25 protein-coding genes are annotated in these 24985 nt (G+C 59.7%); 10 read left to right on the forward strand and 15 right to left on the reverse strand.

What is annotated here, in order from left to right; all coding sequences use genetic code 11:
• The first annotated feature begins 120 nt into the window (after positions 1-120).
• The gene (locus V8J82_RS08210; protein WP_339974056.1) at positions 121-918 is read left to right on the forward strand and encodes a phytanoyl-CoA dioxygenase family protein; all 798 of its coding nucleotides are present in this window, start codon (positions 121-123) and stop codon (positions 916-918) included.
• Here V8J82_RS08210 and arsJ read toward each other — a convergent pair.
• Genes arsJ through V8J82_RS08225 form a run of 3 tightly spaced genes read right to left on the reverse strand, consistent with a single transcriptional unit; the run spans position 905 to position 3979 of the window.
• Positions 905-2161 (reverse strand): organoarsenical effux MFS transporter ArsJ, encoded by a 1257-nt coding sequence (gene arsJ / locus V8J82_RS08215; protein ID WP_339974058.1) that lies wholly within the window; start codon positions 2159-2161, stop codon positions 905-907. The two genes, V8J82_RS08210 and arsJ, sit on opposite strands and share 14 nt — an antisense overlap.
• Positions 2154-3149, reverse strand: a complete 996-nt coding sequence (locus tag V8J82_RS08220; RefSeq protein WP_339974060.1) for an ArsJ-associated glyceraldehyde-3-phosphate dehydrogenase — start codon at positions 3147-3149, stop codon at positions 2154-2156. The genes arsJ and V8J82_RS08220 overlap by 8 nt, the downstream gene beginning before the upstream one ends.
• Before the next feature lie 5 nt (positions 3150-3154).
• Complete coding sequence (locus V8J82_RS08225; RefSeq protein ID WP_339974062.1) at positions 3155-3979, reverse strand: arsenate reductase/protein-tyrosine-phosphatase family protein; 825 nt, start codon at positions 3977-3979, stop codon at positions 3155-3157.
• A 102-nt stretch (positions 3980-4081) separates the two neighbouring features.
• Between V8J82_RS08225 and V8J82_RS08230 the strand changes: the two genes are divergently transcribed.
• Positions 4082-5767 carry an ABC transporter permease gene (locus V8J82_RS08230; protein WP_339974064.1) on the forward strand — a complete coding sequence of 562 codons (1686 nt, stop codon included), beginning with the start codon at positions 4082-4084 and terminating at the stop codon, positions 5765-5767.
• Positions 5768-5803: 36 nt separating this feature from the next.
• Here the strand turns inward: V8J82_RS08230 and leuC are convergent, their stop codons facing one another.
• On the reverse strand, positions 5804-7207 hold the full coding sequence (gene leuC, locus V8J82_RS08235; protein ID WP_339974066.1) for a 3-isopropylmalate dehydratase large subunit: 1404 nt from the start codon (positions 7205-7207) through the stop codon (positions 5804-5806).
• Positions 7208-7452: 245 nt separating this feature from the next.
• Here leuC and V8J82_RS08240 point away from each other — a divergent pair, with 245 nt between their 5' ends.
• Both V8J82_RS08240 and V8J82_RS08245 read left to right on the forward strand, forming a co-directional pair.
• Entirely contained in the window at positions 7453-8799 is a 1347-nt protein-coding gene (locus V8J82_RS08240) for a mechanosensitive ion channel family protein (RefSeq protein WP_439650039.1), read from the forward strand.
• A gap of 30 nt (positions 8800-8829) precedes the next feature.
• Positions 8830-9369 (forward strand): NADPH-dependent FMN reductase, encoded by a 540-nt coding sequence (locus V8J82_RS08245; protein ID WP_339974068.1) that lies wholly within the window; start codon positions 8830-8832, stop codon positions 9367-9369.
• Here the strand turns inward: V8J82_RS08245 and V8J82_RS08250 are convergent.
• A complete protein-coding gene (locus V8J82_RS08250; protein ID WP_339974070.1) occupies positions 9366-10391 on the reverse strand; it encodes an NAD(P)/FAD-dependent oxidoreductase in 1026 nt (341 codons plus the stop codon). The two genes, V8J82_RS08245 and V8J82_RS08250, sit on opposite strands and share 4 nt — an antisense overlap.
• Before the next feature lie 54 nt (positions 10392-10445).
• Here V8J82_RS08250 and mnmC2 point away from each other — a divergent pair, with 54 nt between their 5' ends.
• Together mnmC2 and V8J82_RS08260 are read left to right on the forward strand one after the other, a co-directional pair.
• Positions 10446-11084, forward strand: coding sequence for a tRNA (5-methylaminomethyl-2-thiouridine)(34)-methyltransferase MnmC2 (gene mnmC2, locus V8J82_RS08255; protein WP_339974071.1), 639 nt, complete (start codon positions 10446-10448; stop codon positions 11082-11084).
• A complete protein-coding gene (locus V8J82_RS08260; protein ID WP_339974073.1) occupies positions 11081-11953 on the forward strand; it encodes a DMT family transporter in 873 nt (290 codons plus the stop codon). Before mnmC2 ends, V8J82_RS08260 begins: the two co-directional genes overlap by 4 nt.
• On the opposite strand, the gene crtB is transcribed toward V8J82_RS08260, so the two are convergent.
• Both crtB and V8J82_RS08270 read right to left on the reverse strand, forming a co-directional pair.
• On the reverse strand, positions 11954-12967 hold the full coding sequence (gene crtB / locus V8J82_RS08265) for a 15-cis-phytoene synthase (RefSeq protein WP_339974075.1): 1014 nt from the start codon (positions 12965-12967) through the stop codon (positions 11954-11956).
• A gap of 11 nt (positions 12968-12978) precedes the next feature.
• Positions 12979-14529 (reverse strand): phytoene desaturase, encoded by a 1551-nt coding sequence (locus tag V8J82_RS08270; protein ID WP_339974077.1) that lies wholly within the window; start codon positions 14527-14529, stop codon positions 12979-12981.
• 123 nt (positions 14530-14652) lie between these two features.
• Here V8J82_RS08270 and crtA point away from each other — a divergent pair, with 123 nt between their 5' ends.
• The 4 genes from crtA to bchO are packed head-to-tail and all read left to right on the forward strand — an operon-like array spanning position 14653 to position 18951.
• Positions 14653-15390 (forward strand): spheroidene monooxygenase, encoded by a 738-nt coding sequence (crtA, locus tag V8J82_RS08275; protein ID WP_339974079.1) that lies wholly within the window; start codon positions 14653-14655, stop codon positions 15388-15390.
• The gene (gene bchI, locus V8J82_RS08280) at positions 15387-16406 is read left to right on the forward strand and encodes a magnesium chelatase ATPase subunit I (RefSeq protein ID WP_339974081.1); all 1020 of its coding nucleotides are present in this window, start codon (positions 15387-15389) and stop codon (positions 16404-16406) included. The genes crtA and bchI overlap by 4 nt, the downstream gene beginning before the upstream one ends.
• Positions 16403-18088 (forward strand): magnesium chelatase subunit D, encoded by a 1686-nt coding sequence (locus tag V8J82_RS08285; protein WP_339974083.1) that lies wholly within the window; start codon positions 16403-16405, stop codon positions 18086-18088. The genes bchI and V8J82_RS08285 overlap by 4 nt, the downstream gene beginning before the upstream one ends.
• The gene (gene bchO, locus V8J82_RS08290; RefSeq protein ID WP_339974085.1) at positions 18085-18951 is read left to right on the forward strand and encodes an alpha/beta fold hydrolase BchO; all 867 of its coding nucleotides are present in this window, start codon (positions 18085-18087) and stop codon (positions 18949-18951) included. The genes V8J82_RS08285 and bchO overlap by 4 nt, the downstream gene beginning before the upstream one ends.
• A gap of 62 nt (positions 18952-19013) precedes the next feature.
• Here the strand turns inward: bchO and V8J82_RS08295 are convergent, their stop codons facing one another.
• From V8J82_RS08295 to puhA, 8 genes are all read right to left on the reverse strand, one after another.
• A complete protein-coding gene (locus tag V8J82_RS08295; protein ID WP_339974087.1) occupies positions 19014-19460 on the reverse strand; it encodes a c-type cytochrome in 447 nt (148 codons plus the stop codon).
• An 84-nt stretch (positions 19461-19544) separates the two neighbouring features.
• On the reverse strand, positions 19545-20756 hold the full coding sequence (gene hemA, locus V8J82_RS08300; RefSeq protein ID WP_339974089.1) for a 5-aminolevulinate synthase: 1212 nt from the start codon (positions 20754-20756) through the stop codon (positions 19545-19547).
• The gene (gene puhE / locus V8J82_RS08305; protein WP_339974092.1) at positions 20753-21565 is read right to left on the reverse strand and encodes a putative photosynthetic complex assembly protein PuhE; all 813 of its coding nucleotides are present in this window, start codon (positions 21563-21565) and stop codon (positions 20753-20755) included. Before puhE ends, hemA begins: the two co-directional genes overlap by 4 nt.
• Positions 21565-22683: a magnesium-protoporphyrin IX monomethyl ester (oxidative) cyclase gene (gene acsF / locus V8J82_RS08310; RefSeq protein WP_339974094.1), complete on the reverse strand. Its 1119-nt coding sequence runs from the start codon at positions 22681-22683 to the stop codon at positions 21565-21567. Before acsF ends, puhE begins: the two co-directional genes overlap by 1 nt.
• Complete coding sequence (locus V8J82_RS08315; protein ID WP_339974096.1) at positions 22680-22976, reverse strand: O2-dependent cyclase accessory protein; 297 nt, start codon at positions 22974-22976, stop codon at positions 22680-22682. Before V8J82_RS08315 ends, acsF begins: the two co-directional genes overlap by 4 nt.
• A gap of 3 nt (positions 22977-22979) precedes the next feature.
• Positions 22980-23486, reverse strand: coding sequence for a photosynthetic complex assembly protein PuhC (gene puhC / locus V8J82_RS08320; RefSeq protein ID WP_339974098.1), 507 nt, complete (start codon positions 23484-23486; stop codon positions 22980-22982).
• A gap of 15 nt (positions 23487-23501) precedes the next feature.
• Positions 23502-24155, reverse strand: a complete 654-nt coding sequence (gene puhB, locus V8J82_RS08325; protein ID WP_339974100.1) for a photosynthetic complex putative assembly protein PuhB — start codon at positions 24153-24155, stop codon at positions 23502-23504.
• 39 nt (positions 24156-24194) lie between these two features.
• Positions 24195-24977, reverse strand: coding sequence for a photosynthetic reaction center subunit H (puhA, locus tag V8J82_RS08330; RefSeq protein ID WP_339974103.1), 783 nt, complete (start codon positions 24975-24977; stop codon positions 24195-24197).
• Positions 24978-24985 lie beyond the last annotated feature (8 nt).

Raw genomic sequence — 24985 nt, forward strand, 5'->3', positions numbered from 1 at the left:
TTGGCCGGCGTTTATAGAAACCGAATGCAGCAGGCAGTGCTCTTGATCCTCAGCTTAAAGGCATGTGATGATCTAGCGCTGCGTGATCGGCGCGCAGGTCGTTGAAGGTCCCCCTCTGACATGCACAGCCTTGTCTCCCAGGATATGATCGATGCCTATCAGCGCGACGGCGTGACGATCATCCGTGGTTTGTTTTCCGACTATGTCGACACGATCCGCAAGGGCATTGCGCGCAACATGGCCGATCCAGGGCCCTACGCGGCGGAGAACCTGAAACCGGGCGAGTCCGGACGGTTCTTCGATGATTACTGCAATTGGCAGCGAATCTCTGAATTTCGTGATGTGATCGAGCATTCACCCGCAGGGGAGGTTGCCGCAGATCTGATGGGTTCCGACACAACACAAATCTTCCATGACCATGTTCTCGTGAAAGAGCCCGGCACTGCCAAGGCAACGCCATGGCATCAGGATGGGCCGTATTATTTCGTCGACGGTCGACAAAATATCAGTTTCTGGGCGCCGGTAGATTTAGTGAAAGATGCGTCTCTGCGCTGCGTATTAGGCTCGCATCTTTGGGAAAAACCAGTCCTGCCGACCCGCTGGCTGAATGAAGACGCATTCTATCCCGACAGTGATGCCTATCAACCTGTCCCGGATCCGGATGCGGAAGGAATGGCAATCGCCGAATGGGCGTTGCAGCCTGGCGATGCGGTAGCTTTTCACTATTGGACCTTACATGGCGCGCGCGGGAACGATGCCACAGATCGGCGCCGCGCGTTTTCGTTGCGGTTCGTGGGTGACGATGCGCGCTATGTGGAACGACCAGGTAAGACATCCCCGCCATTCCCTGGCCATGAAATGAAGCAGGGTGACGCTCTGCGGAAAGACTGGTTTCCCGTGATCTTCAAGCGGGCCTGAGCCGGGCCGCAAACACAGCCGACAGCGCTAAGAAGACAGCCGCCGTGGCCAAACACATCGGCAATCCGCCGATCTGGTAGCTCAACCCTGAAAGCAACGTTCCCATGAGCCGCCCGGTCGCATTTGCCATGTAATAGAACCCCACATCCATTGTGACGCGCTCGGCCTTTGTGAACGCAAGGATCAGGTAGGAATGCAATGCCGAGTTCACCGCGAAGACCGCACCGAAGATCAGCAGCGCTCCAATCAACGTGGCGGTTAGCCAAAGCGCGGGCTGACCCGCTGACAACACCAGCGCGGCGAGCCCTGCCGGCAAGACGGCCAAACCTGCAGCCCAGAGTTTTGCGGCCTTAACCAACTCGCCCTCAGGCCGCACTGCCGCGCGCAGCAATTTGGGGGCGGCGGCCTGAACTGCACCATAGAGAATGATCCAAACGGCCATAAAGGTGCCAATGATGAAAAACGCAGCACGGTTTCCCTCGGTGCTGCCATCGGACAGAACCGCATAGAAATAAATGGGGATGCCGACCACGAACCAGACATCGCGAGCGCCAAACAGAAAGACACGCGCCGCGGAGAGCCAGTTCACGTTGGGATTGTCGGATAGGATTTCGGAAAACTTCGCATCCTTCCGTCCCATAGGCAGACCCGGCGGCATCCGCATCACGATGACAAATAAGATCACTGCCAACACAGCGGCCATACCCAAAATCGATGGCACAAACCCGACAAGCGCCAAGGCCGCAGCGCCGATCAGAAAGCCCAGTCCTTTCACTGCATTCTTCGATCCGGTCAGGATTGCGACCCAGCGGAACAGACCACCCTGCCCTGTTGGCGCCAATAGCTTCACGGCAGATTTCGACGACATTTTCGCGAGATCTTTGGCGACACCCGACAGGCCTTGAACGCACATCACGAAAACGACCGATGCCGCAACGCTCCATGTCGGGTCAAGCTGCGTCAGCGCCAGCAAAGCCAGGATCTGCAATGCAAGGCCCGCATACAGCGTCGATGTAAGGCCAAACCGCGCGGCAATCCATCCCGCCGATAGATTCGTGATGATGCCCGCCACTTCGTAGAGGATGAACAAATAAGCGAGCTGAACCGGCGAAAAGCCCAGCGTATGGAAATGCAGCAGAACCAACATTCTGAGGGCGCCATCGGTCAGCATGAAAGCCCAATAGGCCGCCGTCACAGCGATATAGGCAGCCAAACCGTCGGACTTTTGCGCAGCGTCAGCCATGGCCAACCATCAAGGCAACATCGACCAGGCGATGCGCATATCCCATCTCGTTGTCATACCAGGCATAGATTTTTACCTGGGTGCCGTTCACCACCATGGTCGATGGCGCATCGATGATACTGGATCGGGTGTCATTGGTGTAATCCGCGCTGACCAAAGGCCGTGTCTCATAGCCCAAAATGCCCTTCAGGCTGGTTTTTGAGGCGGTTTCGAACAATGCATTGACTTCTTGGTCGGTGGTTGCGCGTTCGACTTCGAATACGCAATCCGTCAGCGACGCGTTGAGCAACGGGACCCTCACCGCATGGCCATTTAGCCGACCTTTCAATTCGGGATAGATCAGTGTGATCGCAGTGGCGGAGCCGGTTGTTGTCGGGATCAAAGAATTTAAAGCCGACCGGGCCCGGCGCAGATCTTTCGCAGGACGATCGACAATCGTCTGCGTATTGGTCACATCGTGGATCGTTGTGATGGAGCCATGTTTGATCCCCAGCCCCTCGTGGATCACCTTCACCACCGGCGCGAGACAGTTGGTGGTGCAAGACGCCGCCGTGACAATCCGATGCTGCGCGGGATCGTATGTGTTGTTATTCACCCCATAGACGATGTTCGCCGTCGGCCCATCTTTGACAGGCGCGGATACAACAACCCGTTTCACACCAGCATCGAAGTAGGGTTGCAGCGCTGTCTCCGTCTTGAAGGCCCCCGTACAGTCAATCACAACATCGACGCCGTCCAGAGGCAGGTCGGACAGGTCGCGGTGGGTGTGAACCGGCAACCGAACATCATCTATAGTGATCCCATCGGCCTCCGCGCTGAACTTTGCGGGCCAACGCCCATGGACGCTGTCAAACTCCAGCAAATGCGCGTGCATCGCGGCATCGCCAACCGCATCATTGATCCACGCGATCTTAGCGCCCCGTTCCAACAATGGCTTCAAGGCAAGTTTGCCGATCCGTCCCAAGCCATTGAGTGCGTAAACCGTCATGTCGTCTAATCCTTCCGGGCGATGTCATCCACCGCGTGCTGCAATGCAAGGTTGTCGAGTGTTTCCAAGGGGAGCGAAACAAAAGCGGAAATCCGGTTCTGAAGCATCCCATAAGCCGTTTGAAACGCGAGCATCCGTTCCGCCTCGGTCCCGTGGACGGCAACCGGATCGGGGGTGCTCCAATGACCACTGATCGGTTGACCAGGCCAGGCCGGGCATTCTTCATTCGCGGCGCGGTCACAGACGGTGAACACAAAATCGAATCCCGCCTTGGCGTCGTTTTGGTATTCGGACATGTGCTTGGCCCTTAGACCATCGGTCTCATGCCCCTTCTCGGCCAGCATCCGCACGGCAAGCGGGTTTAGCTGCGATGCCGGGCGCGTTCCGGCGGAATGCACCTCAAACCGGTCACCCCCAATTGCCCGCAAAAGGCATTCGGCAAAGATCGAACGCGCCGAGTTTCCGGTACATAAAAACAAGACCCGAAATGGCATATCAGTCCCCTTTTTTGTCTGGAGATCTCCACCTATGCCTCGGCATAGGTCCGGTCGGCCCTGGCAGCATTCCCGCAAAAACCCATCGAACAGGGCGCTCAGGCCAGCTGGACTGGCTGCGTAGCGCAGGGATGTGCCGTCGCGCTCTTGAGTGACGAACCCCGCGGCGCGCAGCGCGGCCAGATAGGCTGACAATGTGTTGGATTTCACATTCAGCGCTTGCGCGACTTCGCCCGCCGGAACGGCATCGGGATACCGGCGCAGAAGCATCCGAAGAACCGACAATCTTTGCGGATGGGCAAGCGCTGAAAAGTGGGAAGCATAATCTATTTCCATATTTCATGAAATATCGAAATAGAAAGCAAATGCCAAGTGAAGCTTGTGTGACACGCGCAAGGCTTGCAATTCAGCGCAATCCTGACAAAAACGCCAAGGATCATGCGCCATCTCCGTCCCACACGTTTGAATGCCTTGGCCGCCATCTTGGCGGGTATGTGTCTGCTACCGATGTTTGCGGCTGTGTTGGCTGCGGCGACCGGTGGCTTCGACACCGCGCTGAGTTTGGCCAGCACTGTCCTGCCGCGCTATGCAAGCACAACTCTGATCCTGATCCTGTGTGTTGGGATCGGAACCGCGATCATCGGGACCGGCGCGGCTTGGCTGGTGACCGCTACCCGTTTTCCGGGACGGCGTGTCGTGGAAATCGCTCTGGCGTTGCCGCTTGCCTTCCCGGCCTATGTGCTCGCCTACGCTTACACGGATTTCTTGGATCATCCCGGCTGGGTTCAAACCACCTTGCGAGACCTGACGGGATGGGGACCGCGCGACTATTGGTTCCCCGAGATCCGTTCGGTTGGCGGTGCGGCGGCGATGTTGACCCTCGTGCTCTACCCCTATGTCTATCTGCTGACCCGAGCCGCATTCCTACAGCAATCCGCAACCGCCTATATCGCGGCGCGCACCCTGGGCCATGGACCTTGGAGCGCATTTTTCCATGTCAGCCTTCCGATCGCGCGCCCCGCCATTGCCGGGGGCGTTTTGCTGGCGTTGATGGAGACCTTGGCCGATTTCGGTACCGTCTCGTATTTCAGCGTGCAAACCTTCGCCACGGGCATCTACCAAAGCTGGTACACGTTTTTCGACCGCGGCGCCGCAGCGCAATTGGCGCTATGCTTACTGATCGTCGCGCTGGTCTTGGCCAGCCTGGAAAGGAACCAGCGCAAAGGCCAACGCCACCACGCCGCCGGACGTCGCTTTGAAGCGATGCAGGCGGTCGAATTGAGCGGGTGGAGTGGATTTGGCGCGCTGGTATTTTGCGGTCTGCCCGTCGTTTTGGGCTTTCTCCTGCCGGTAGGACTGTTGTTATCGCTTGGCTGGGACCACGCCGGAAACCTGCTGACCAGCCGCTATCTGGGCTTTCTACAAAACTCGGTTGTTCTCGCCTCGACCGCCGCCGTTGTGACCGTCGCGGCGGCGGTGGTGCTTGGTTTTAATGCGCGTCTGCATCCGTCGCGCCTGTCCGCAGGATCCGTTCGGATCGCGAGCCTGGGCTATGCCGTTCCAGGTGGGGTAATCGCGGTGGGGCTGCTGGTGCCATTCGCCGCGTTCGACAATGCGCTGGACGCGTTCATGGAGGCGCGGTTCGGGATCGATACCGGCCTTCTGATTACGGGCTCGATCTGGTTGTTGGTGGCGGCCTATGCCGTGCGCTTCATGGCCGCCGCGCTTAGTGCCTATGATGCGGGTTTGTCCACAATTAACCCCAATGTCGATGCCGTGGCGCGAACCCTCGGGCGCACGCCAAGATCGATGCTGCGCGGGGTACATTTACCGATCCTGCGGCCTTCATTGATGACTGCATTGCTGATCGTCTTCGTCGACGTAATGAAAGAGCTTCCAGCGACACTGATCATGCGCCCATTCAACTACGATACGCTGGCGGTTCAAGCGCACCGGCTGGCTGCGGATGAGCGATTGGGCGAGGCGGCGGTGCCATCACTGGTCATCGCCGCCGTCGGATTGCTGCCGGTGATCATCCTGTGCTTTGGGTTGGGTCGCGACCGGTCAGCACGGCGCTTCATCCCAGAGCCACTGGACACCGCAGAGACCGGATTACGCACCTAATCCGGGACGGAGAACACGCGTTTTCCGCCCTTCACTTTACATCATCTCGCGCACATCGGTCAGACGACCCGTGACAGCTGCGGCAGCGGCCATTGCCGGGCTCATCAAATGTGTCCGCCCACCGCGGCCCTGACGGCCTTCGAAATTGCGGTTTGACGTCGCCGCACAGCGCTCGCCCGGTTGGAGCTGATCAGGGTTCATCGCCAGGCACATCGAACAGCCCGCGAGACGCCATTCAAATCCAGCTGCCTTAAAGATATCGGCCAAGCCCTCTTCCTCAGCCTGGGCCCGCACAAGGCCCGAGCCGGGCACAACCATCGCGCGTTTCACCGCCACTTTCTTGCCTTTGAGGATTTCAGCAGCAGCGCGCAGATCTTCGATCCGTCCGTTTGTGCAAGACCCTATGAAAACCGTGTCGATCTCGATTTGGTTCAGCGGCGTGCCCGGGGTCAGACCCATGTAATCGAGCGAACGCTTCGCCGCATCGACCTTACCACCTTGGAACGTCTCAGCCGCTGGGACATCGGCGGTGATGGGCAACACATCCTCGGGCGATGTGCCCCAGGTCACAACGGGTGCAATGTCTTCGCCGCGGATCGTCACGATCTCGTCCCAATAGGCGTCATCGTCGGAATAGAGGGTTTTCCACCAAGCCAGCGCAGCCTCCCACTGGGCACCTTTCGGGGCGTGGGGGCGGCCGTTCACATATTCGAACGTCTTCTCATCGGGTGCGATGATACCGGCACGCGCGCCGCCTTCGATGGCCATGTTGCAAACCGTCATACGGCCTTCCATGGACAGCGACCGGATCGCCTCGCCGCAATATTCGATCACATAACCGGTGCCACCCGCCGTGCCGGTCTTGCCGATCACAGACAGGGTGATGTCCTTTGCGGTTACACCGGGCGCAAGCGTCCCAGTGATTTCCACCTTCATGTTCTTGGATTTCTTCTGGATCAGCGTCTGCGTGGCCAGCACATGCTCGACCTCAGACGTGCCGATACCGTGGGCGAGCGCACCGAACGCACCATGGGTCGCGGTATGGCTGTCACCGCACACCACCGTCATGCCCGGCAAGGTCCAACCCTGCTCAGGGCCGACGATATGCACAATCCCCTGCCGTACATCGGTCACGGGATAATAATGGATCCCGAAATCCTTAGCATTCTTGTCCAGAGCCGCGACCTGAACCGCGCTGTCTTCGGTCATGTTCTCGGGGTTCTCGCGCCCCTCGGTCGTGGGCACGTTGTGGTCTGGCACCGCGATGGTCTTCTCGGGCGCGCGCACTTTGCGGCCAGCCATACGCAGCCCTTCGAAAGCCTGCGGGCTGGTGACTTCATGCACCAGATGGCGGTCGATATACAAAAGGCTTGTGCCATCTTCGGCCTCATGGACCAGGTGGGCATCCCAGATTTTGTCGTAAAGCGTCTTGCCGGTCATTGTGCATCTCCGTCGACAGGAGGGTATCGGATCAATCTTTGAGGTCGGGCGCGGGTCAGAGATCGCGCGGACGCGAGCGGCGCAAACCATGGAATCGCCATGGCATACGCGCGTGATCGCCGATGTTAAAATAACAGATCATCGGCGATGCAATTACACGGCGATGCAGACCTTGCCAAGGTGGCGACTTGCGAGGCGACCCAAGCCCGATATGGTAGTCCGACCTGACGGCAATCGGACGAGTTATGGATCCAGAAACACCACTTCCCGAAACCACCGCACCGCTGAACACCGCAATTACCGAGGTGATGGGGCTATGGGACAGCGTGGGAACCTTCGCGGAAAGCCTGCTACGACCTTGGAACGCCTACCAAATCGGGATTGCCCTGGCGGTTTTCTTGGCGGCTTACGTCTTGCGCCTGCTCTTTGGGCCACGGATCCGCGCCTGGATGGCTGCACGCGAAGGATGGCCCACTTGGCGCATGCGTATCCTGGTGGTGATCCACTTGCGCCTTCAGATGATTTTCTTTGTCCTGTTGATCTGGATCGTTGTGCTGATGATGCGCGAGATCACTTGGCCCTCTCGCACCTACCTGCTGACCATCGTCGCGGAGCTGGCAACCGCCTGGCTGTTTGTTGCTTTTGTCACGCGCCTGATCAGATCCAGCTTTGTGCGAACCCTCGTGCGCTATGGCGCCTGGATCTTTGTGACCCTGTTGATCCTCGATTTGCGAGACGAGGCCGCAGCTGTTCTCGACTCCGTTGGCTTCGACCTGGGTGAAGCGCGCCTGTCGCTGCTTGTTCTACTGCAAGCCGTTCTGGTGATCACCGCTCTGGTTCTGGCCGCAAGATTCATGACCCGGACGGCATCCACCCGGATCGAGCGCAATGAGGATATGAGCCCCTCGATGCGGGTGCTGGTCGTCAAATTCGTACAGGTGGCTTTGTATGGATTGGCGGTCTTTGTGGGGTTGCGGCTGACCGGCATAGACCTGACTGGTCTTGCGGTCCTGTCTGGCGCGATTGGCGTTGGCCTCGGCTTCGGCCTGCAAAAGGTCGTTTCAAACCTGGTGTCGGGTGTGATCATCCTGCTGGATAAGTCGATCAAACCCGGTGACGTGATCAGCCTGGGCGAGACCTTTGGTTGGATCAACGCCCTTGGTGCCCGCTATGTCAGCGTCGTGACGCGGGACGGGAAGGAATACCTGATCCCGAACGAAGATCTGATCACCAGCCAAGTGGTAAACTGGTCCCATTCGAACGAATTTGTGCGGCTCGATATCTATTTCGGCACCGCCTATGGCGATGATCCCCACACGGTCCGACGCATCGCGATCGAGGCCGCATCAAATGTCAGCAGAGTGCTGAAAGATCGCCCACCGGTCTGCCATATCGTGGGGTTTGGCGATTCATCGGTCGACTATATCCTCCGCTTCTGGATCACTGACCCCACCGGCGGTCTGACCAATATCCGAGGCAATGTTTATTTGGCCCTTTGGGATGCCTTTCAGGAGAACGGAATTAGTATTCCGTTCCCACAGCGAGAGGTGCGCATGTTGGATCAACCCCAACCGGCGACCGCCTTGGACTAAACGCAGCCTTTTGAAATTGGAGACCACCACATGCCAAGCGGCACACTTATGGGATTATGCGGATCACTTCGGTCAGGATCGTTCAACCGCAAGCTGATGATGGAAGCGTCGCGCGCGTTTGATCCTGGGGTCTTCATCGACGGTAATCTGCGCCTGCCACTTTATGACGGGGATCTTGAAGAGGCCGAAGGTATCCCAACCGAGGTTCAGGCCTTGGCCGACCAGATCGCCTCAGCCGATGCTGTGATCGTCGTGGGCCCGGAATACAACAAAGCCATTTCGGGGGTGCTTAAGAATGCGCTGGATTGGATCAGCCGCACAAAGGGCAGCCCCTGGAATGGCAAACCCGTTGCGATCCTGTCCGCTACGGCGGGCCGTTCGGGTGGCGAGCGCACGCAGCTGAGCATGCGGGAATGCATGGTCGCCTTTCGCCCGCGGCTGATCCTGGGGCCGGAAGTCTTGATCGGCGGCGCGTCCAAAGAATTCGATGGCGATACGCTCACAGGTGAGATGGGGCGCAAGCTTTTGGGTGAGCAGATGACGGCACTACGCATGGCGGCGGGCCTTTAAAGGCTGGCCTCTGGGCGGAAATTGTCAGGAATCGCATCAACACCTTCCAGCAAAAGATCGGCCAACATCTCCGCCACGATTGGGGCCATGGCGAGGCCGATCTTGAAACCACCATTGGCGATATAGGCACCCGGTCGTGTCGGATGCGGCCCGACCATCGGTGCGCGGCTTCGCGCACGCGGGCGCAATCCCGCCCAGCGTTGGATCACCGGTGCTTCGGTTAGTTGCGGACAGACGGCACGCGCCTGGGCAATCAACGGATCTAGCTGCGCATCGGTGCTGGTTGGGTTGTCGAAGACCCGCTCGGTGGTCGACCCAAGTGCCACGGTGCCATCCGCATGGGGCACGATATGCAACCCGTCCGCAAAGATCTGGGGCGCACTTTTCAAATCGGCCCGAAGCAACGCCGCCTGACCTTTGATCGGCGCCCCGATGGATTTGCCCAAGGCCTCAGATATCTCCAGCAGATCGGCGGCACCTGTGGCCCAAACCTCAACACCCTTGGTTGGCTCATCGGGCAGAATTTCAACGCCGCGCGACTGCAAAGCCATTGCCAGGGCATGACAGGCACGGCGGGGGTGGATACGAGCGGTGAGCGTGTCGAAAATCACCAAACCGGTTGGGCTCGACAGGCCAAAGTCCACCGCCCGTTTCACCGTCCATATGTAGTGGCCCTGCCATAGATCCTTGGCCGTTTCGGCCCGAAGATGCGCCAAAGCCGCGGCGGCATCATCTGCGATGGGTTGCACGCGACCGGTTCGACCATATCCAGGATCGGCTCCGCCGGTCGCCGCGATATCAGCCCAAAGCGCCTCAGCCTGGTCCAACGCGCGAAACTGCATGGCCTTTTTGTCGTTCCAGTTCTCAGGCACATGGGGGGCAAGCGCCCCCACGATCCCGCCGGACGCGCCAGCGCCTATGCCGCCTGGATCGACCACCTGCACCCGTGCACCGCGCTGCACCAAGTGCCACGCGCACATCAGGCCGGTGATCCCGGCGCCGCGAATGGTGAAGTCAGGCATTGCAACTCCGCTGTTGGTGGCAGATCGTCCCTGACGCAGGTGATAGGACGCGCAATGGACAAGAACCAGCACAAGATCGAGTGGCGCGACACGGTTCCAGTGTCGGTGCAATTCGACGACCCGTTCTATTCGCTGGACGATGGCGTGGCCGAAACCCGCCATGTCTTTCTACAGGGCAATGATCTGCCAGCGCGGTTTAGCGACGGTTTCCATATTGCGGAGCTGGGATTTGGCACCGGTCTGAACTTTTTGACGGCCCTACAGGCGTTTCGAGACAGCGGCAGCGCCGGGCGTCTTATCTTTACGAGTTTCGAAGCCTATCCAATGGCGCCCGAAGATCAGCGCCGCGCATTGGATGCCCATAAAGACCTACCGATTGAGGCTCTAACCAGCCAAACAGGGCCTGATTATGAGCTAACCGTGATCATAGGTGATGCCCGCGACATGCTGGCGGCTTGGGGCGGGCGCGCCGATGCCTGGTTTCTCGACGGCTTTTCTCCTGCCAAAAACCCCGAGATGTGGGGCCCCGACTTGATGGAGATGGTTGCCCGACACACAGTGCCTGGCGGCACCTTTGCAACCTACACCGCCGCAGGCGATATTCGGCGGGGTCTCGCGAATGCAGGCTTCACCGTGGAGCGGGTGCCTGGCTTCGGCCGCAAACGCCATATGACCTGCGGGCATCTTGCATGACACAAGCTTCGCCCCGCCTGGGTATCTACCTGATGATGCTGACGATGTTTGTCTTTGCGATGCAGGACGGGCTCAGCCGTCATCTGGCTGCCGAATACAACGTCCTGATGGTGGTGATGATCCGTTATTGGTTCTTCGCCGCATTCGTCGTGACAGTCGCGTCGCGCCAAGCGGGCGGCATTCGTGCGGCAGCGCAAACGGATCAACCTGTGTTGCAGATTTTCCGCGGCGCGCTTTTGGCAACCGAGATTTGCGTAATGGTTGGTGCTTTTGTGCTGTTGGGATTGGTCGAATCCCACGCGATCTTCACTTGCTATCCGCTTATCGTTGCCGCGCTCTCGGGCCCGATCCTGGGGGAGAAGGTCGGCTGGCGACGATGGAGCGCGATTGGCATCGGCTTCATCGGTGTCTTGATCATTCTTCAGCCAGGAGTGACCGTCTTCTCCATCGAAGCCCTCGTACCACTCTGTGCCGCTATGATGTTCGCGCTGTATAACCTGCTCACGCGGTTTGCCGCCCGCAAAGACCGCGCAGCAACCAGTTTCTTCTGGACCGGAACGGTGGGCTGCGTGGTCATGACCGCAATTGGCGTTTGGTTCTGGGAACCGATGAGCGGGCTGGATTGGGCCTGGATGGCGCTGCTCTGTGTTACAGGGGCGACGGGGCATTACTTGCTGATCAGAACTTACGAGATCACCGAAGCCTCCGCGGTGCAGCCCTTTGCCTATCTTCAATTGGTGTTCGCCTCGACACTGGGATTGGTTGTGTTCGGCGAAGACTTGGCCAGCAATGTCGTGATCGGCGCAGGCATCGTTGTCGGCGCGGGCCTGTTCACCCTATGGCGCGAACGGGCGCGGCACAGCCGGTGATCACTCCGCCGGCGTTGCGGTGTCGCGCGCCTTCAATTGCGTCAATACGCTCAGCAAAGGATCGCTCCAAGTGGAGCGGTCCGGTGTCGGATGCGCCGCAGCCTCGACCAAAAACGCCGTTTCGGGCAGAGGTTTCGCGTAGATTACGGCGCTCATGGGCAGAATAGAGACGTTTACACTACGCAAGACGGCCAGCGCCAAAAGACCCAGTTTGTGAGCCGAGCTTGTCGTCGCGCGATGGGCAATATTGTCATGATCCAGACGCGCCAGACGGCGGCCAATCGCATCGTAGCAATGACGCGCTGCAAAAATACCGGGCCGGGCGGACAGCGGCAGACGCGCAATCCCAGGCTCGGACCGGTAGTACAGGCGCGACGCCTCGGACAGCAATCGTCGGGTCAGACGTTTGATCGCAGGTGTGGAACGCGGGTTGGACAGGAACGCGTCGGGCGCAATCCCCTCCTCCTCCAGCCAAGTGAGCGGCAGATATAGCCGACCGGCGCGGGCATCTTCACCCACATCGCGCGCGATGTTTGTAAGTTGCATCGCGACCCCCAGATCACATGCGCGCGCAAGGGCCTGCTCATCACGCACGCGCATCAGCACACACATCATAGCGCCAACCGCAGCGGCAACGCGGGCGGAATAGGCGCGCAGATCCGACAAGGTTTCGTATCGCCGCTCCATCCCGTCCCAGGCCAAGCCTTCAAGCAGTGCCTCTGGCAAAGCGCGCGGCATCTCAAATTCCTCGATCAACGCTGTAAAGGCGCGATCTGCCGGTGCATTGCGGGGCCGCCCACGATAGGCCGCATCCAACCGCTCAGACAGCGACAGAACAGCAGCCGGTTTATCGGTTCCGAAATCAACTTCGTCATCGGCCAGACGGCAGAACGCGTAGAGCGCCAGCGCCGGGTCGCGTACGGAGGCGGGCAAAAGACGCGACGCCGCGTGGAACGAATAAGATCCTTCGCGGATCGCTGCGCGGCAATGGGCTAAATCATCAGGGTCGATCATCTGGTCGTTCGTTATTCAGCGGCAAGGTGGTGTTGCTTGGGTGGGGTCACCGGATTGGTGGCGGGAGGCACCAATTGGGTCAGAACCTCGGATGAGGTGACAACCGACGGGATACCGGCCCCGGGATGGGTCCCCGCTCCGACAAGGTAAAGGCCATCAATCTCTTCAGAGATATTATGCGGGCGGAACCAGGCGGATTGGAAAATCCGTGGCTCAAGCGAGAATCCGGCCCCATGGGGCGACCGATAGCGATCGATGAAGGTTTGCGGTGTGAAGATATGCGAGGCACTAAGGTGATCTTCGAACCCGGGTAGAAGTTGATCATTCAGGATACCCGCCAGCCGTGCGCGGTAGGTTTCGGTCATCTTCTCCCAATGGACCGATGGGCCGTGCAGGTTCGGCACCGGTACCAGGGCGTAAAACGTATCATCGCCCGCCGGTGCAACCGACGGGTCAGTAATGCTTGGCCTATGCAGGTAGATCGACATGTCCTTGGCCAAATGACGACGGATGAAAATATCGTCCAATAAGCCATTATATCGTGGGCCGTTGAGGATCGTGTGATGGCCGACATCCGACCACTTCGCGCGTGTGCCTTTGGTTCCGAAATACCAAACGAACAAACCCATGGACCAGCGTGAGCGGTTCAGCCGTTTCGGCGTCCAGCGACGCTTGGGGTGTTTTGCCAGAAGATGTTCGTATGTGGTGCCCGGATCTGCATTAGACACGACGATATCCGCCGTAAGATCTTCGCCATCCGCTATGACAACACCGCATGCTCGACCCTGCTTGACGGTAATCTCAGCCACGTCCACACCCAATCGGACAGACCCGCCTTGATCTTCGATCACGCCCATCATCGCGTCGGCCATGGCCTGCACGCCGCCCATCGCATAATGAACGCCAAATTCTTTCTCCAAATGGCTGACCAGAATATACATGCTGGTCACACGGGTCGGATCCCCGCCGATGAACAATGGATGGAAAGACAATGCCATGCGCAGGCGTGCATCGCGGACCCGGGCGGCAGCGTGGCGATAGACGGAGCGGTCGGCGCGCAAGCGGACAAAACCCGGCAGTTCTCGCACCAGGTCCATCAGCTTGTTCATTGGGCGACGGCCCAAACCTTCGAACCCAAATTCATAGCGCTTCTGACTGTCGACAAGAAACTTGCGATATCCCGACAGATCACCGGGGGCGAGGCGCTGCACCTCGGCCTCCATCTCGGCTTCATCCTGCGACACGCGGAAATGCGACCCGTCGGGCCAGCGAATCTCGTAATAGGGGTCCACGGGGCGCAGATCGACATCGGCATCGAAATCGCGCCCGCACTCCGCCCAAAGCTGTCGAAACACTTGCGGCACGGTAACAATGGTCGGACCCAGATCGAAGCGATGGCCGTTTTGCGATATGGACGAGCCCCGTCCACCGGCGCGATCCAACCGATCCAGAACGGTGACCTGATATCCCTTCGCACCCAGCCGCATTGCAGCAGACAAGCCGCCAAGGCCCGCACCGATCACGATGGCTTGCGTCGGTCTGTTGCTCAAGGACTCACCCATAGCACCACCAATCTGTCAATCTGATCTGACAATATGCTTGCAAGATCGGATTTGCAAAGGAGATTTGGCTTCCACTTTCGCAAGAAAAATGTCAGACTTGATTGACACATGGAAAGACCGGCCATGCAATCGACGACTCTTAGCCTGTATCATTTCGGCGCCCTATCTGCGCGTTTATGGGCTTTTGCACAAATGGGATTGGCGCGCGCCCAGATCGCGCGGACCAAGGGAATCGGCACCTGGAAACTCTGCGGCTCCGGCACTGGGGAAGGGTTCACGCCTGTGCCCAATACCGCCGTTTATGCCATTCTTGCGACATGGCCAGACCATGACACAGCGCGGCGCGCGCTGTTCGGCGCGCCAGTGTTTCGGCGCTATCGCGATCATTCCGACGAGATGATGACAATGTTCCTGACGCCCACCTCGGCCCGAGGTCGATGGGCAGGCAAGGCGCCATTCGAACCACAAGACGCGCCAGGTGGACCGATCGCGGCCTTAACGCGGGCCACGATCAAGCCCCGCATCGCGGCGCGTTTTTGGGGGCGTGTTCCCGGCATTTCAAAGGTGATCGGCAAAGATCCCAATGTGATGTTCAAGATCGGCATTGGTGAGGTGCCGTGGCTGCATCAGGTGACCTTTTCGATCTGGCCCGACGCAGAATCGATGGCGGCCTTCGCGCGCCATGATGGCCCGCACGCAAAAGCGATCCGCGCCGTGCGAACCGAGCGCTGGTTTCGGGAAGAGCTTTACGCGCGGTTTCGATTGGATGCGGTCGAGGGGCGGTGGAATGGCGCCACGCCTGACTTTGGACCCCTGCAAGCCGATTTGACCGCGGACAACATGAAAGTGGCAGCGGAATGAAAGACGTTATCGAAATCGGACCCTTCCCGTTTTCCGCCATCGTGGGCCAAGACGAGATGAAGCGCGCCATGATCCTGACGGCGATTGATGCGGGGATCGGCGGCGTTCTGGTCTTCGGCGATCGCGGCACTGGGAAATCCACCGCCGTACGCGGTCTTGCTGCGCTGTTGCCCCAGATCCAGGCGGTCCAAGGGTGCCCGGTGAACTCGGCCCAGTTTGCGGATGTGCCGCAATGGGTCACATCTGCCACCGACGCCATGGTCGATATCCCCACTCCGGTCATCGATCTCCCGCTGGGTGCGACCGAAGATCGGGTCGTGGGTGCCTTAGATATCGAAAAGGCGCTAACCAAGGGGGAAAAGGCTTTTGAACCAGGCCTGCTCGCGCGCGCCAACCGCGGCTATCTCTATATTGATGAGGTCAACCTGCTAGAAGATCACCTGGTTGATCTCTTGCTGGATGTCGCGCAATCGGGCCAGAATGTGGTCGAACGCGAAGGCCTGTCGATCCGTCACGCCGCGCGTTTCGTGCTGGTCGGGTCCGGGAACCCGGAAGAGGGAGAATTGCGCCCGCAATTGCTGGATCGGTTCGGCCTGTCGGTTGAGGTCGAAAGCCCCACCGATATCGAGATGCGGATCGACGTGATCCGGCGGCGCGACGCCTATGATCGCGATCCGCAGGAGTTTTGCATCGAATGGAGCGGCGCGGATGCCGAATTGCGGGCGCGCATCATCGAGGCACGCACAAGGCTCGACACGGTCGATGCCGATGATGCCGCCCTACATGATTGCGCGGCGTTGTGTATCGCCTTGGGGTCCGATGGATTGCGCGGCGAGTTGACATTGTTGAGGGCAGCGCGGGCTTTGGCGGCGTTCCAAGGCGACACAAGCGTCACGCGCGATCACTTGCGGCGCGTTGCGCCCAGCGCGTTGCGGCACCGGTTGCGCCGCGACCCCCTCGATGAGGCCGGATCAACTGCACGGGTCAATCGCGTCGTTGACGAGGTCCTGGGGTGAGCGGTGCCGAGGCACGGTGGCAGCGGGTCAACCTCGCCCTTGCCTGCCTTGCCGTCGCGCCCTTCGATCTCGGCGGTCTTTGGCTGCGCGCGCGGGTTGGTCCGGTACGCGACCGTGTCGAAAAAGGTCTCAGAACTGCTCTTCAGGGACATTCTGTCAGGCGCATCACCCCGCTGATGGACGATGACGCGCTATTTGGCGGCGTAGATCTGGCGGCGACGCTGGACACTGGCACCTTGGTGCGAACGCGTGGGGTTTTGGCCAACGCAGATGTCTTGATCTTGCCAATGGCCGAACGGGCGTCCTCAGAGTTTGCAGGACGTTTGGCATTGGCGTTGGATACCGGTCGTGACTTGGCGTTGATCGCGTTGGACGAAGGTGCAGAACCGGCGGAGCGTGCGCCTGACTCGCTGACGGATCGTTTGGCGATCCATCTGGATCTCAGCGACCACCCATTGTCCGACGCGCCGGAACTCTGTTTCGATACCGAGGCCCTAAAAGCGGCCCGCGCGTGTTTTGACAGCGTTGATGTGCCTGAGCGCGCCTTAGCGGACCTGACAGCGGTCGCAGCGCGATTGGGCATCGGGTCTTTGCGGGCACCGTTGCAAGCTCTGGCCCTGGCCCGCGCCTCTGCCGCCTTGTCAGAGGCCAAGAGCGTCGATGAAACCGATATCATGTTTGCGGTTGAACTGGTTCTGGCCCCGCGCGCGACCACGATCCCAGATGCGTCTGACGAGCCTGCCGACACGCCACCGCCGCCAGAACCGCCCTCAGAGGACGCGGCTGGGGATACAGATGAAAGCCCGGGCTTGCCGCCGGTTGAGATGATCCTGAACGCAGCCAAAGCGATGCTACCAGAAGATCTATTGGCCAGGATCGCAACGGGAAAAGCCACACGCAACGGCGCCGCCTCGGGCAGTGGTGCGAAGAAGGCCGGCAATCGGCGCGGTAGACCATTGTCACCTCGCCCGGGTCGGGTGGGTAATGGTGCGCGAATTGATCTGGTTTCGACCCTGCGCGCCGCTGCGCCCTGGCAACCGATGCGGCGTCAAACGACGGGTATTGCCGACCGCATCCATGTGCGGATGTCAGACATTCGCGTGCGCCGGTTCCAGGAAACCTCCGACCGCGCGATCATCTTCGTGGTCGACGCGTCGGGCTCTGCCGCGATGGCACGGTTGGCGGAGGCGAAGGGAGCGGTCGAATTGCTGCTAGCCGAAGCCTATTCGCGCCGCGATCATGTGGCGCTGGTCGCTTTCCGCGGCGAGGGGTCGGACGTTTTGTTGCCGCCGACGCGATCCCTGGTGCAGACCAAGCGGAGGCTTTCTAGCTTGCCGGGCGGTGGTGGTACGCCACTCGCGGCCGGTCTAAAGGCTGCCATGGAGCTGGCGGATCTGGCGCGCGGTAAGGGTATGACGCCCTCGCTTGCCCTGCTCACGGATGGGCGGGCCAATGTAGACTTGACGGGCAAGGCCGATCGTGCGCAGGCCGCGGAAGATGCCACAGCGCTGGCGACAGCCATTCGTACAGATGCCATTCCTGGCCTAGTGATCGACACCGGGCTGCGACCGACGCGTGGCTTGGACGCTTTGGCTCAAGTAATGGGCGCGCCCTATTTGCCGCTGCCGCGCGCAGATAGCCGCAGCCTGTCGCGCGCCGTCGATACTGCGCTTGCGCCATGACCGGGCTGCCACCGGAATACTGGCCCAACCGCGCCCATAGCCGGATCGTCGAGGCCGCGCCGCATCGCTGGCATGTCCAAACCATTGGTGACGGAGACCCGGTACTCCTGCTGCATGGGGCGGGTGCTTCGGCACATTCCTGGACGGATCTGATCACAATTTTTCAGGCTCAGAACCGCTTGTTAGTACCTGATTTGCCCGGACACGGCTTTACCAGAAGTCCCCGAGGCCGTGCGCGCCTGACAAATGTCGCAATGGATCTTGCCGACTTGATGAACGCGCTTGAGGCCAATCCGAACCTTGTAGTCGCCCATTCCGCAGGGGCAGCCGTCGCTTTGGAAATGGTGCGTCGCAATTTAATTGCGCCGGATCGCCTCATCCTGGTCAATGCCGCGCTGGAAGACTTCCGCGGCGCTGCAGGTGTGCTGTTTCCGGTGATGGCCAAGATGCTTGCCCTGAATCCGCTGACCGGGTTGTTCTTGTCTTCCGGCTCTGGATCGCTTGGCCAAGTGAGGTCGCTGATACGGTCCACCGGATCCGAACTGACCGATGCCGCCCTTCGCCCCTATGCCGATCTTGTCAGACGCCGCGCCCATGTGGACGGAACCCTGGCGATGATGGCGCAATGGTCGCTGGCGGAGCTGAACCGGGCTTTGCCCGAAATCGAAACACCGACCCTTTTCATCCATGGCGGCAACGATACAGCCGTCGATACCAGCATCGCCAAACGCGCCGTCAGTGCTATGCCGAATGCGGAGTTGATCGTGATCGACGGCGTGGGCCATCTGGCCCATGAGGAGGCGCCGGAGCGCGTCGCCGCCGAGATCGCTGCCTTTGCCGCCACGCCAGCTCTCGCCCAGTAAAAAGGGTGGCCCTCAGATCAGAGAGCCACCCAAAATCTCACAATCAAACTATCGGTCGAAGACTATTCTTCTTCGGGGCCGCCCAGCGACACGAGGTACGCGTAAAGGTTCAGCGCGTCCTCTTCGGACCGGACGCGGAAGCTCATCGCGCCACGCAGGCTGTCATCACCGGCAGTTTCACGGATCCAGCCGGTCGGGTCTTGAACATAGGCTACAAACGACGCCTCATCCCACGCCATGTCCGCTTCCATCAGGGCCGTCAGACCGTTGGAATAGCGGAAATCTTCGACACTGCCGATGGTACGACCATGGATGCCCCACAGGTTGGGGCCAGTGCGCGCATTGCGGCCTGCGAGGGTCTCGCCCTCAGCATCCACAACAACGTGGCACGAGATGCACTGACGGAATGCGCGTTCACCGGCTTCGGCGTCGCCGGTCGCGTGACCATCGGCCAGAACCGGAGTTGTCAGGAGCGTTGCCGCCGTGGCGAGAACGGAAAGTCGCTTCATGGGTAGTCTCCCTAGTTTATGCTCACCGTTGTATACCTAAACTTTCAGGGGCGTCGTCCACATCTTTTTGTGAACCTGCATGAATTAGGCGACAGCATGGGCGATTGCGCATTGTTTCCATAGGGTTTTCAGCGCCATGACCAGGTATTCAATATCTTCATCACTATGCAGGGGACCCGGCGTGAAGCGGAGCCGCTCGGTTCCTTTCGGAACGGTCGGATAGTTGATCGGCTGCACGTAGATCCCGAATTGTTCCATAAGAATGTCGCTCAACATGCGGCATTTGACGGGGTCCTTCACCATTACAGGGATGATGTGGGATGGGTTATGCTCATGCGGAATGCCTTCGGCATCCAACCGGGCGCGCAGACGGTCCACCTGGCGACGCTGCATCGCGCGTTCCCAACCGCTTTCCTTGAGGTGCCGGACCGATGTGGTCGCCGCAGCGGCCACCGCGGGCGGAAGCGCCGTGGTGAAGATGAACCCACTGGCAAAGGATCGGATGAAGTCGATCAGCGCGTGGGATCCGGTGATGTACCCACCAACACAGCCATAGGCTTTGCCCAGCGTGCCCTCAATCAGCGTGATGCGATCCATCAAGCCCTCGCGTTCGGCCACACCGCCGCCACGCGGGCCATACATACCAACGGCGTGGACCTCGTCGATATAGGACATGGCGCCGTATTTATCGCAGACATCCAGGATCTCTTTGATGGGCGCGATATCACCATCCATCGAATAGACCGACTCGAACGCGACGATGGGCGTCGCATTGGCAGGCAAGGCAGCCAGCTTGCGGTCGAGATCTTCTGGATCGTTGTGTTTCCAGATCCGTTTCTCGCATTTGGCGTGGCGGATACCCTCGATCATCGAGGCATGGTTCAAGCTGTCGGACAGGATCACCGCATTCGGTAGACGAGAGCCCAGCGTCGACAACGATGCCCAATTCGACACATAACCGCTGGTGAACAGCAGCGCCGCCTCTTTGCCATGCAAATCGGCCAGCTCCGCCTCAAGCAGCTTATGGTGATGCGCGTTGCCCGAAATGTTGCGCGTTCCACCGGCGCCCGTGCCGCATTCGTTGACCGTATCGATCATCGACTGCATCACCTTCGGGTTCTGCCCCATCCCAAGGTAATCATTCGAACACCACACGGTGACCTCGTCCTGGCCATCGGAGTGGTTCCGCACACGTGGGAACGCCCCACATTTGCGCTGCAACTCAGCGAAGATGCGATAATTCCCCTCGGCCTTCAGGGCATCGAGCTGGGTTTGGAACATCTGATCAAAGTTCATCGGGCTTCCTCGCTTGGTAGTGCGGCTTGGTTGGCGGCCTCCCTGTCGGGCAGCATCCATCGCCATAGTTTTTCATCGGGTAGCGGGAGCACCATGAACCAGTGCTCCAAAAGGGCGAGCGCGGTCAGCGCGCTCAAAAGGGCAAAGCCGACCACATCGGCGCCAGTTTCCGCGGCCCATAAACGCTCAAGCCAACAGGCAACGGCGAAGGACAGGCCAGTGATTGAAATGGGGAACAGCCAATTCATCCGCGCGTGACGGAAATGGCTGGGAAGATGGTTCAACGGTTCGGGGATGAACTCAACATTGATCTTCCGCACGCCCAGATAGAGGTTCAGCTTGGCACTGATCCGCGCCACGAAGAGAAGCGCAAAGGTCCAGGTGCCGAATTGGTTATCGGTCCCCCAAGATAGACCGATCATGGCCAGCAGGACCGCGACAAGCAGCATTTCGTGATAGGCGATGGTGCCCCAGGCCCGAATGAACCGCTCCCATTCGGGAACGCCGTGACGGGCATCCGAGGTGACGGGGCCGGTAATCGTACCGGTGAGGAAGGCGAGTTCGATCCAGCCCCAAAGCGCCAGCGCCGACAGAAACGCCACATAGGTGCCCGCGACGGTGCCATTGTTCAGTGTGTCGACAAAGCCTGCCGCCCCCAACACAAGGAACGGCAGGTTCATCAGGCAGACCCAAAGCCGCGCATGGGGTCCCGCGCGATCTGCCTTGCGCACCGCCAGCAGGATCGCTCCGGTGGAGAACCACCAGACAAACAGGGCCGCAAGGGCCGCGATCCAGGGCGATGCGAGCATCAGTAGGCAGGCTCCAGACGGGTTTGAACGGGCACGTTGTGCTTCACGGCAGGGATCGTGAACAGGCTGACAAACGCCATTCCTGCCCGCGCAGACGCACCGATCCGGCGGAAGAACTGACCTTTCTGCTTTGCCTCCGCCAAATCGGCATTGGCCTTTTGCAACCGCTTCAGGCCCTTTTCCCAACGCGGATGGTCGATATCCAATGTGATCGGGAAGACCTGTTTCGAGATCTCGGACGTCTTGGTGAAGACCTCATGGGCGTACCAATCCGGATCGACCCCCAACGCCGCATGGAAGGCGGGGCGCTGATGGTCGCGCACATACATCGTGGCATAGACGGCGGTTAAGAAAAACTTGATCCAGAGAACGTTACCGCCCTGGGTCAGCTTTGGATCGGTCTTCATCAGAAGGGCGAAGGCCTCACCATGGCTGAACTCATCATTGCACCATTCGCAGAACCATTTGAAAATCGGGTGGAACCGGTGTTCGGGGTTCGCCTCTAGATGGCGGAAGATGGTGATGTAGCGCGCATATCCGATCTTCTCGGACAGATAGGTCGCGTAGTAGATGAATTTCGGCCGGAAATAGGTGTATTTCTTCTTCTGCGTCAGGAAGCCCAGATTCACCGCAATACCCGCCTCACGCAGGGCATCGTTGATGAAGCCCGCATGGCGCGCCTCGTCCCGCGCCATCAGCTGAAACAGGGTCACGATGTCATCATTGTTCCCGCGGCGCTTCATTTCCTTGTAGAGCACGCAGCCCGAGAATTCGGCCGTGCAGGAGCTGACGAGAAAGTCGATGAACTCGGCCTTCAGCTTCGGCTCCATACCGTCCCAGTCGACGTCGTCCCAGTCTTCGTTCTTCTTGAAATGGCCCTTGTTCGGGTCGGATTTCATCTGCGCGATCAGCTTGTCCCAATCTTCGCGGACGGGTGTGACATCGATGGCGTCCATTTCATCGAAATCGGTGGTGTAGAAGCGTGGCGTCAGCAGAGTGTTCTGCATCGCGAGCGCCGTGGCGCCGTCGCTATCGACGACGGGCTGATGGTTGGATGCGGCCAGCGCCTCTTCGACGGTGGTGGCATCAGCGGAGTGTGTGGCGTTTGCGTCTTTCATAGCTCGACCTCCTCAGAGAACGAAAATTCGCACAGCTCCATGAACTCAAAGTCGCCGGTCATGCGGGTCCAGAGCTGTTCCAGTTTCGAGGCGCGGGTGATGCGGGCCATACGCTCTTCGCGCACAACCTCGCCATACGGCGCCATGACGGGCGCGCCTTGCACTTGCACCTCGTCACCGGGATTGATCGTCGCCCCGTTCAGGAATTTGACGTGGGCGTGCAGGCTATCGAAGCAATGGCTGACCTCGACCTCACAAGGCGCCATTTCGAAATCGCGTGTGATAAGTCCCATGGTCTATTCCTCCAACAGGCGCGCAAAGGCGGCTTCGTTGTCTGCGCCAAAGCCCACAAGCTCGGCGCGGAAGTCGGTGACATCGTCGCGCAGGCTGATCCGCCCATCGGCAAACCGCACCAAACGGATCGGCGCGTCGGGGGTTAACCCCACAGCGCCGCGCTCCCGCTCAAGAACACGGTAGACGCCGGCAACAAATCCGCCCTCATCGGGGCCGAAATTGGCGACGACATTTCCGTTCAGGTCGAGCACGCGAGCGGAGCCATCAAGCTGACCAAAGATACGGATCATCCGCTCGGCCACAGGCGGCACCTCGGCCTCAGGCGGAGGCATGGCTGATAGGGGCCGGTCGGTCAAACGCGCATAGCTGACGATGATCAGCACACATAAACACAGGACAAACATCGCACGGATCAGAACCGTGGGGATCATCTCCTTGTCACGGGTGACAAGCTTCTGTTCCGCGCGACTGCGAACATAGTCTTTCTCTGGGGCGGGGGTGAGGGTCATGGGTCGTTCTCCTCCTTATTCCGCTGGTTGATGGGCCATCTCAGGCACCGGGATACGTTCGATAACAGGCTCTGATACAGCGGTTTGAGCCGCTTCCGATAGGATCGCAGCGACCTCTTTTGCATCATTGATGCAGCGCAGAGCAGGTTGGGTGTGGGCCATCTTCCAGGGCCGCACATGGGGCCAGGTCATCAGGTAGGAAAATGTCATGCCGCCTTCGGGATGCATCTCCAACGCGATGGTCCCCGTGCCGTCTTTGCGCAGGCCCAGATTGGCGTTCATCACCTGCTTGTAGGGCAGGTTCAACGTCATGGTCAGCGCGGCGCCGATGCGCATCGCCACACGCCGGTTGGTGATCGTGTAAACGCTGGCTTTGGCCTGGATCAGAGCGACCAAAATCAACAACGCACACACGATTGCGCCGAGGACCAGGAAGAACGATGCCGCCGTGGCGCTTTGCGCCCAGCTTTCCGTCGCTGCCCCGCCCACTGTTCGCCAGGCGAACAGAAAGGCGAAATATCCCGCAACCCACCAAAGGCTCAGGGCGTCTTTGGCCAGCGCCCACCAATTGGGTTGTCCCTGCCAGAGGATATGTTCCCCCGGTGGCAAGGATTCGGGAAGTCCACGGACCGGCTCGGTCTGAAAGTCGTCGTGGCCATCATGCGGCATCGTTTTGGTCCTCCTGGCGTGCGGCGTGCCGCTGCTTGGTCAGAGCAGCGGATCAGCCCGTTTTTCGTCGGCATAGAGGATCCCGGCGCCGTAATAGGCCGAGATCTTCTCTTCTTCGAGTTTGGTGATCTGCGTCGGAGATTTCGTCACAGGCACACCCGCGAAATGGCGTCCGTGGATCGAGTTGATCTTCACGGTCTTCCAAATCTGACAGAAGTGGATTGGCACCAGCCGCTTGCCGCCGCCATGGTCGGCGTCGAGCTCAATCTCCAGATAGCGGACAAGCTGTTCCGGCGCGTCGATCCACATGTCGGAAATCGTGCCGACAACTTCGCCGTCACCGGCCACGACAAACCGTCCACGCGGATCGCGGCCCGCGCTGACGCGGTAGCTTTCGGTCTGGCCCATCGGCACGATCTTGGCGTGGCCATGGCCGTCAAGTTCCGGCTCGTCGCGGCGCGGCGTCCAGGATCCGGAGCCAACGCCAGCCAACATCGGATCGCCAACCGGATCGGCGGGGAAGCCGTGGGACTTCGCCACATCTTCCATCAGATCGCCCAGGTTATCGCGGCGATGCTCATCCTCGTTCTCTTTGGACGGGACGGTCACCTCGCCCCGGCCATGGGGCAGCTTGAAGGTCTTGGGCTTGGGAACCGGGAACGGTCCTTGGTTTGGCGCAGGCGAGCCATCGTCGTTTTCCAACGGATAGCCTTCGCGCATATTCTCGGTCTGCAGATAGTAGATCAGCAGCGCGAAGAAGATCCAAAACAACCAGATCGACAAGCTGGCCAGGTCGAAATTGCCAAAGAATGCGTTTTCCATTTCTGGAA

Origin of the sequence: Gymnodinialimonas mytili (assembly GCF_037544085.1) — a bacterium.
Taxonomy (GTDB): Bacteria; Pseudomonadota; Alphaproteobacteria; order Rhodobacterales; family Rhodobacteraceae; genus Gymnodinialimonas; species Gymnodinialimonas mytili.

Excerpts from the sequence above, each read along its gene's own strand:
- V8J82_RS08210 (WP_339974056.1), top strand. The coding sequence starts at position 121 with ATGCACAGCCTTGTCTCCCAGGATATGATCGATGCCTATCAGCGCGAC.
- arsJ (WP_339974058.1), bottom strand. The coding sequence starts at position 2,161 with ATGGCTGACGCTGCGCAAAAGTCCGACGGTTTGGCTGCCTATATCGCT.
- V8J82_RS08220 (WP_339974060.1), bottom strand. The coding sequence starts at position 3,149 with ATGACGGTTTACGCACTCAATGGCTTGGGACGGATCGGCAAACTTGCC.
- V8J82_RS08225 (WP_339974062.1), bottom strand. The coding sequence starts at position 3,979 with ATGGAAATAGATTATGCTTCCCACTTTTCAGCGCTTGCCCATCCGCAA.
- V8J82_RS08230 (WP_339974064.1), top strand. The coding sequence starts at position 4,082 with ATGCGCCATCTCCGTCCCACACGTTTGAATGCCTTGGCCGCCATCTTG.
- leuC (WP_339974066.1), bottom strand. The coding sequence starts at position 7,207 with ATGACCGGCAAGACGCTTTACGACAAAATCTGGGATGCCCACCTGGTC.
- V8J82_RS08240 (WP_439650039.1), top strand. The coding sequence starts at position 7,453 with ATGGATCCAGAAACACCACTTCCCGAAACCACCGCACCGCTGAACACC.
- V8J82_RS08245 (WP_339974068.1), top strand. The coding sequence starts at position 8,830 with ATGCCAAGCGGCACACTTATGGGATTATGCGGATCACTTCGGTCAGGA.
- V8J82_RS08250 (WP_339974070.1), bottom strand. The coding sequence starts at position 10,391 with ATGCCTGACTTCACCATTCGCGGCGCCGGGATCACCGGCCTGATGTGC.
- mnmC2 (WP_339974071.1), top strand. The coding sequence starts at position 10,446 with ATGGACAAGAACCAGCACAAGATCGAGTGGCGCGACACGGTTCCAGTG.
- V8J82_RS08260 (WP_339974073.1), top strand. The coding sequence starts at position 11,081 with ATGACACAAGCTTCGCCCCGCCTGGGTATCTACCTGATGATGCTGACG.
- crtB (WP_339974075.1), bottom strand. The coding sequence starts at position 12,967 with ATGATCGACCCTGATGATTTAGCCCATTGCCGCGCAGCGATCCGCGAA.
- V8J82_RS08270 (WP_339974077.1), bottom strand. The coding sequence starts at position 14,529 with ATGGGTGAGTCCTTGAGCAACAGACCGACGCAAGCCATCGTGATCGGT.
- crtA (WP_339974079.1), top strand. The coding sequence starts at position 14,653 with ATGCAATCGACGACTCTTAGCCTGTATCATTTCGGCGCCCTATCTGCG.
- bchI (WP_339974081.1), top strand. The coding sequence starts at position 15,387 with ATGAAAGACGTTATCGAAATCGGACCCTTCCCGTTTTCCGCCATCGTG.
- bchO (WP_339974085.1), top strand. The coding sequence starts at position 18,085 with ATGACCGGGCTGCCACCGGAATACTGGCCCAACCGCGCCCATAGCCGG.
- V8J82_RS08295 (WP_339974087.1), bottom strand. The coding sequence starts at position 19,460 with ATGAAGCGACTTTCCGTTCTCGCCACGGCGGCAACGCTCCTGACAACT.
- hemA (WP_339974089.1), bottom strand. The coding sequence starts at position 20,756 with ATGAACTTTGATCAGATGTTCCAAACCCAGCTCGATGCCCTGAAGGCC.
- puhE (WP_339974092.1), bottom strand. The coding sequence starts at position 21,565 with ATGCTCGCATCGCCCTGGATCGCGGCCCTTGCGGCCCTGTTTGTCTGG.
- acsF (WP_339974094.1), bottom strand. The coding sequence starts at position 22,683 with ATGAAAGACGCAAACGCCACACACTCCGCTGATGCCACCACCGTCGAA.
- V8J82_RS08315 (WP_339974096.1), bottom strand. The coding sequence starts at position 22,976 with ATGGGACTTATCACACGCGATTTCGAAATGGCGCCTTGTGAGGTCGAG.
- puhC (WP_339974098.1), bottom strand. The coding sequence starts at position 23,486 with ATGACCCTCACCCCCGCCCCAGAGAAAGACTATGTTCGCAGTCGCGCG.
- puhB (WP_339974100.1), bottom strand. The coding sequence starts at position 24,155 with ATGCCGCATGATGGCCACGACGACTTTCAGACCGAGCCGGTCCGTGGA.
- puhA (WP_339974103.1), bottom strand. The coding sequence starts at position 24,977 with ATGGAAAACGCATTCTTTGGCAATTTCGACCTGGCCAGCTTGTCGATC.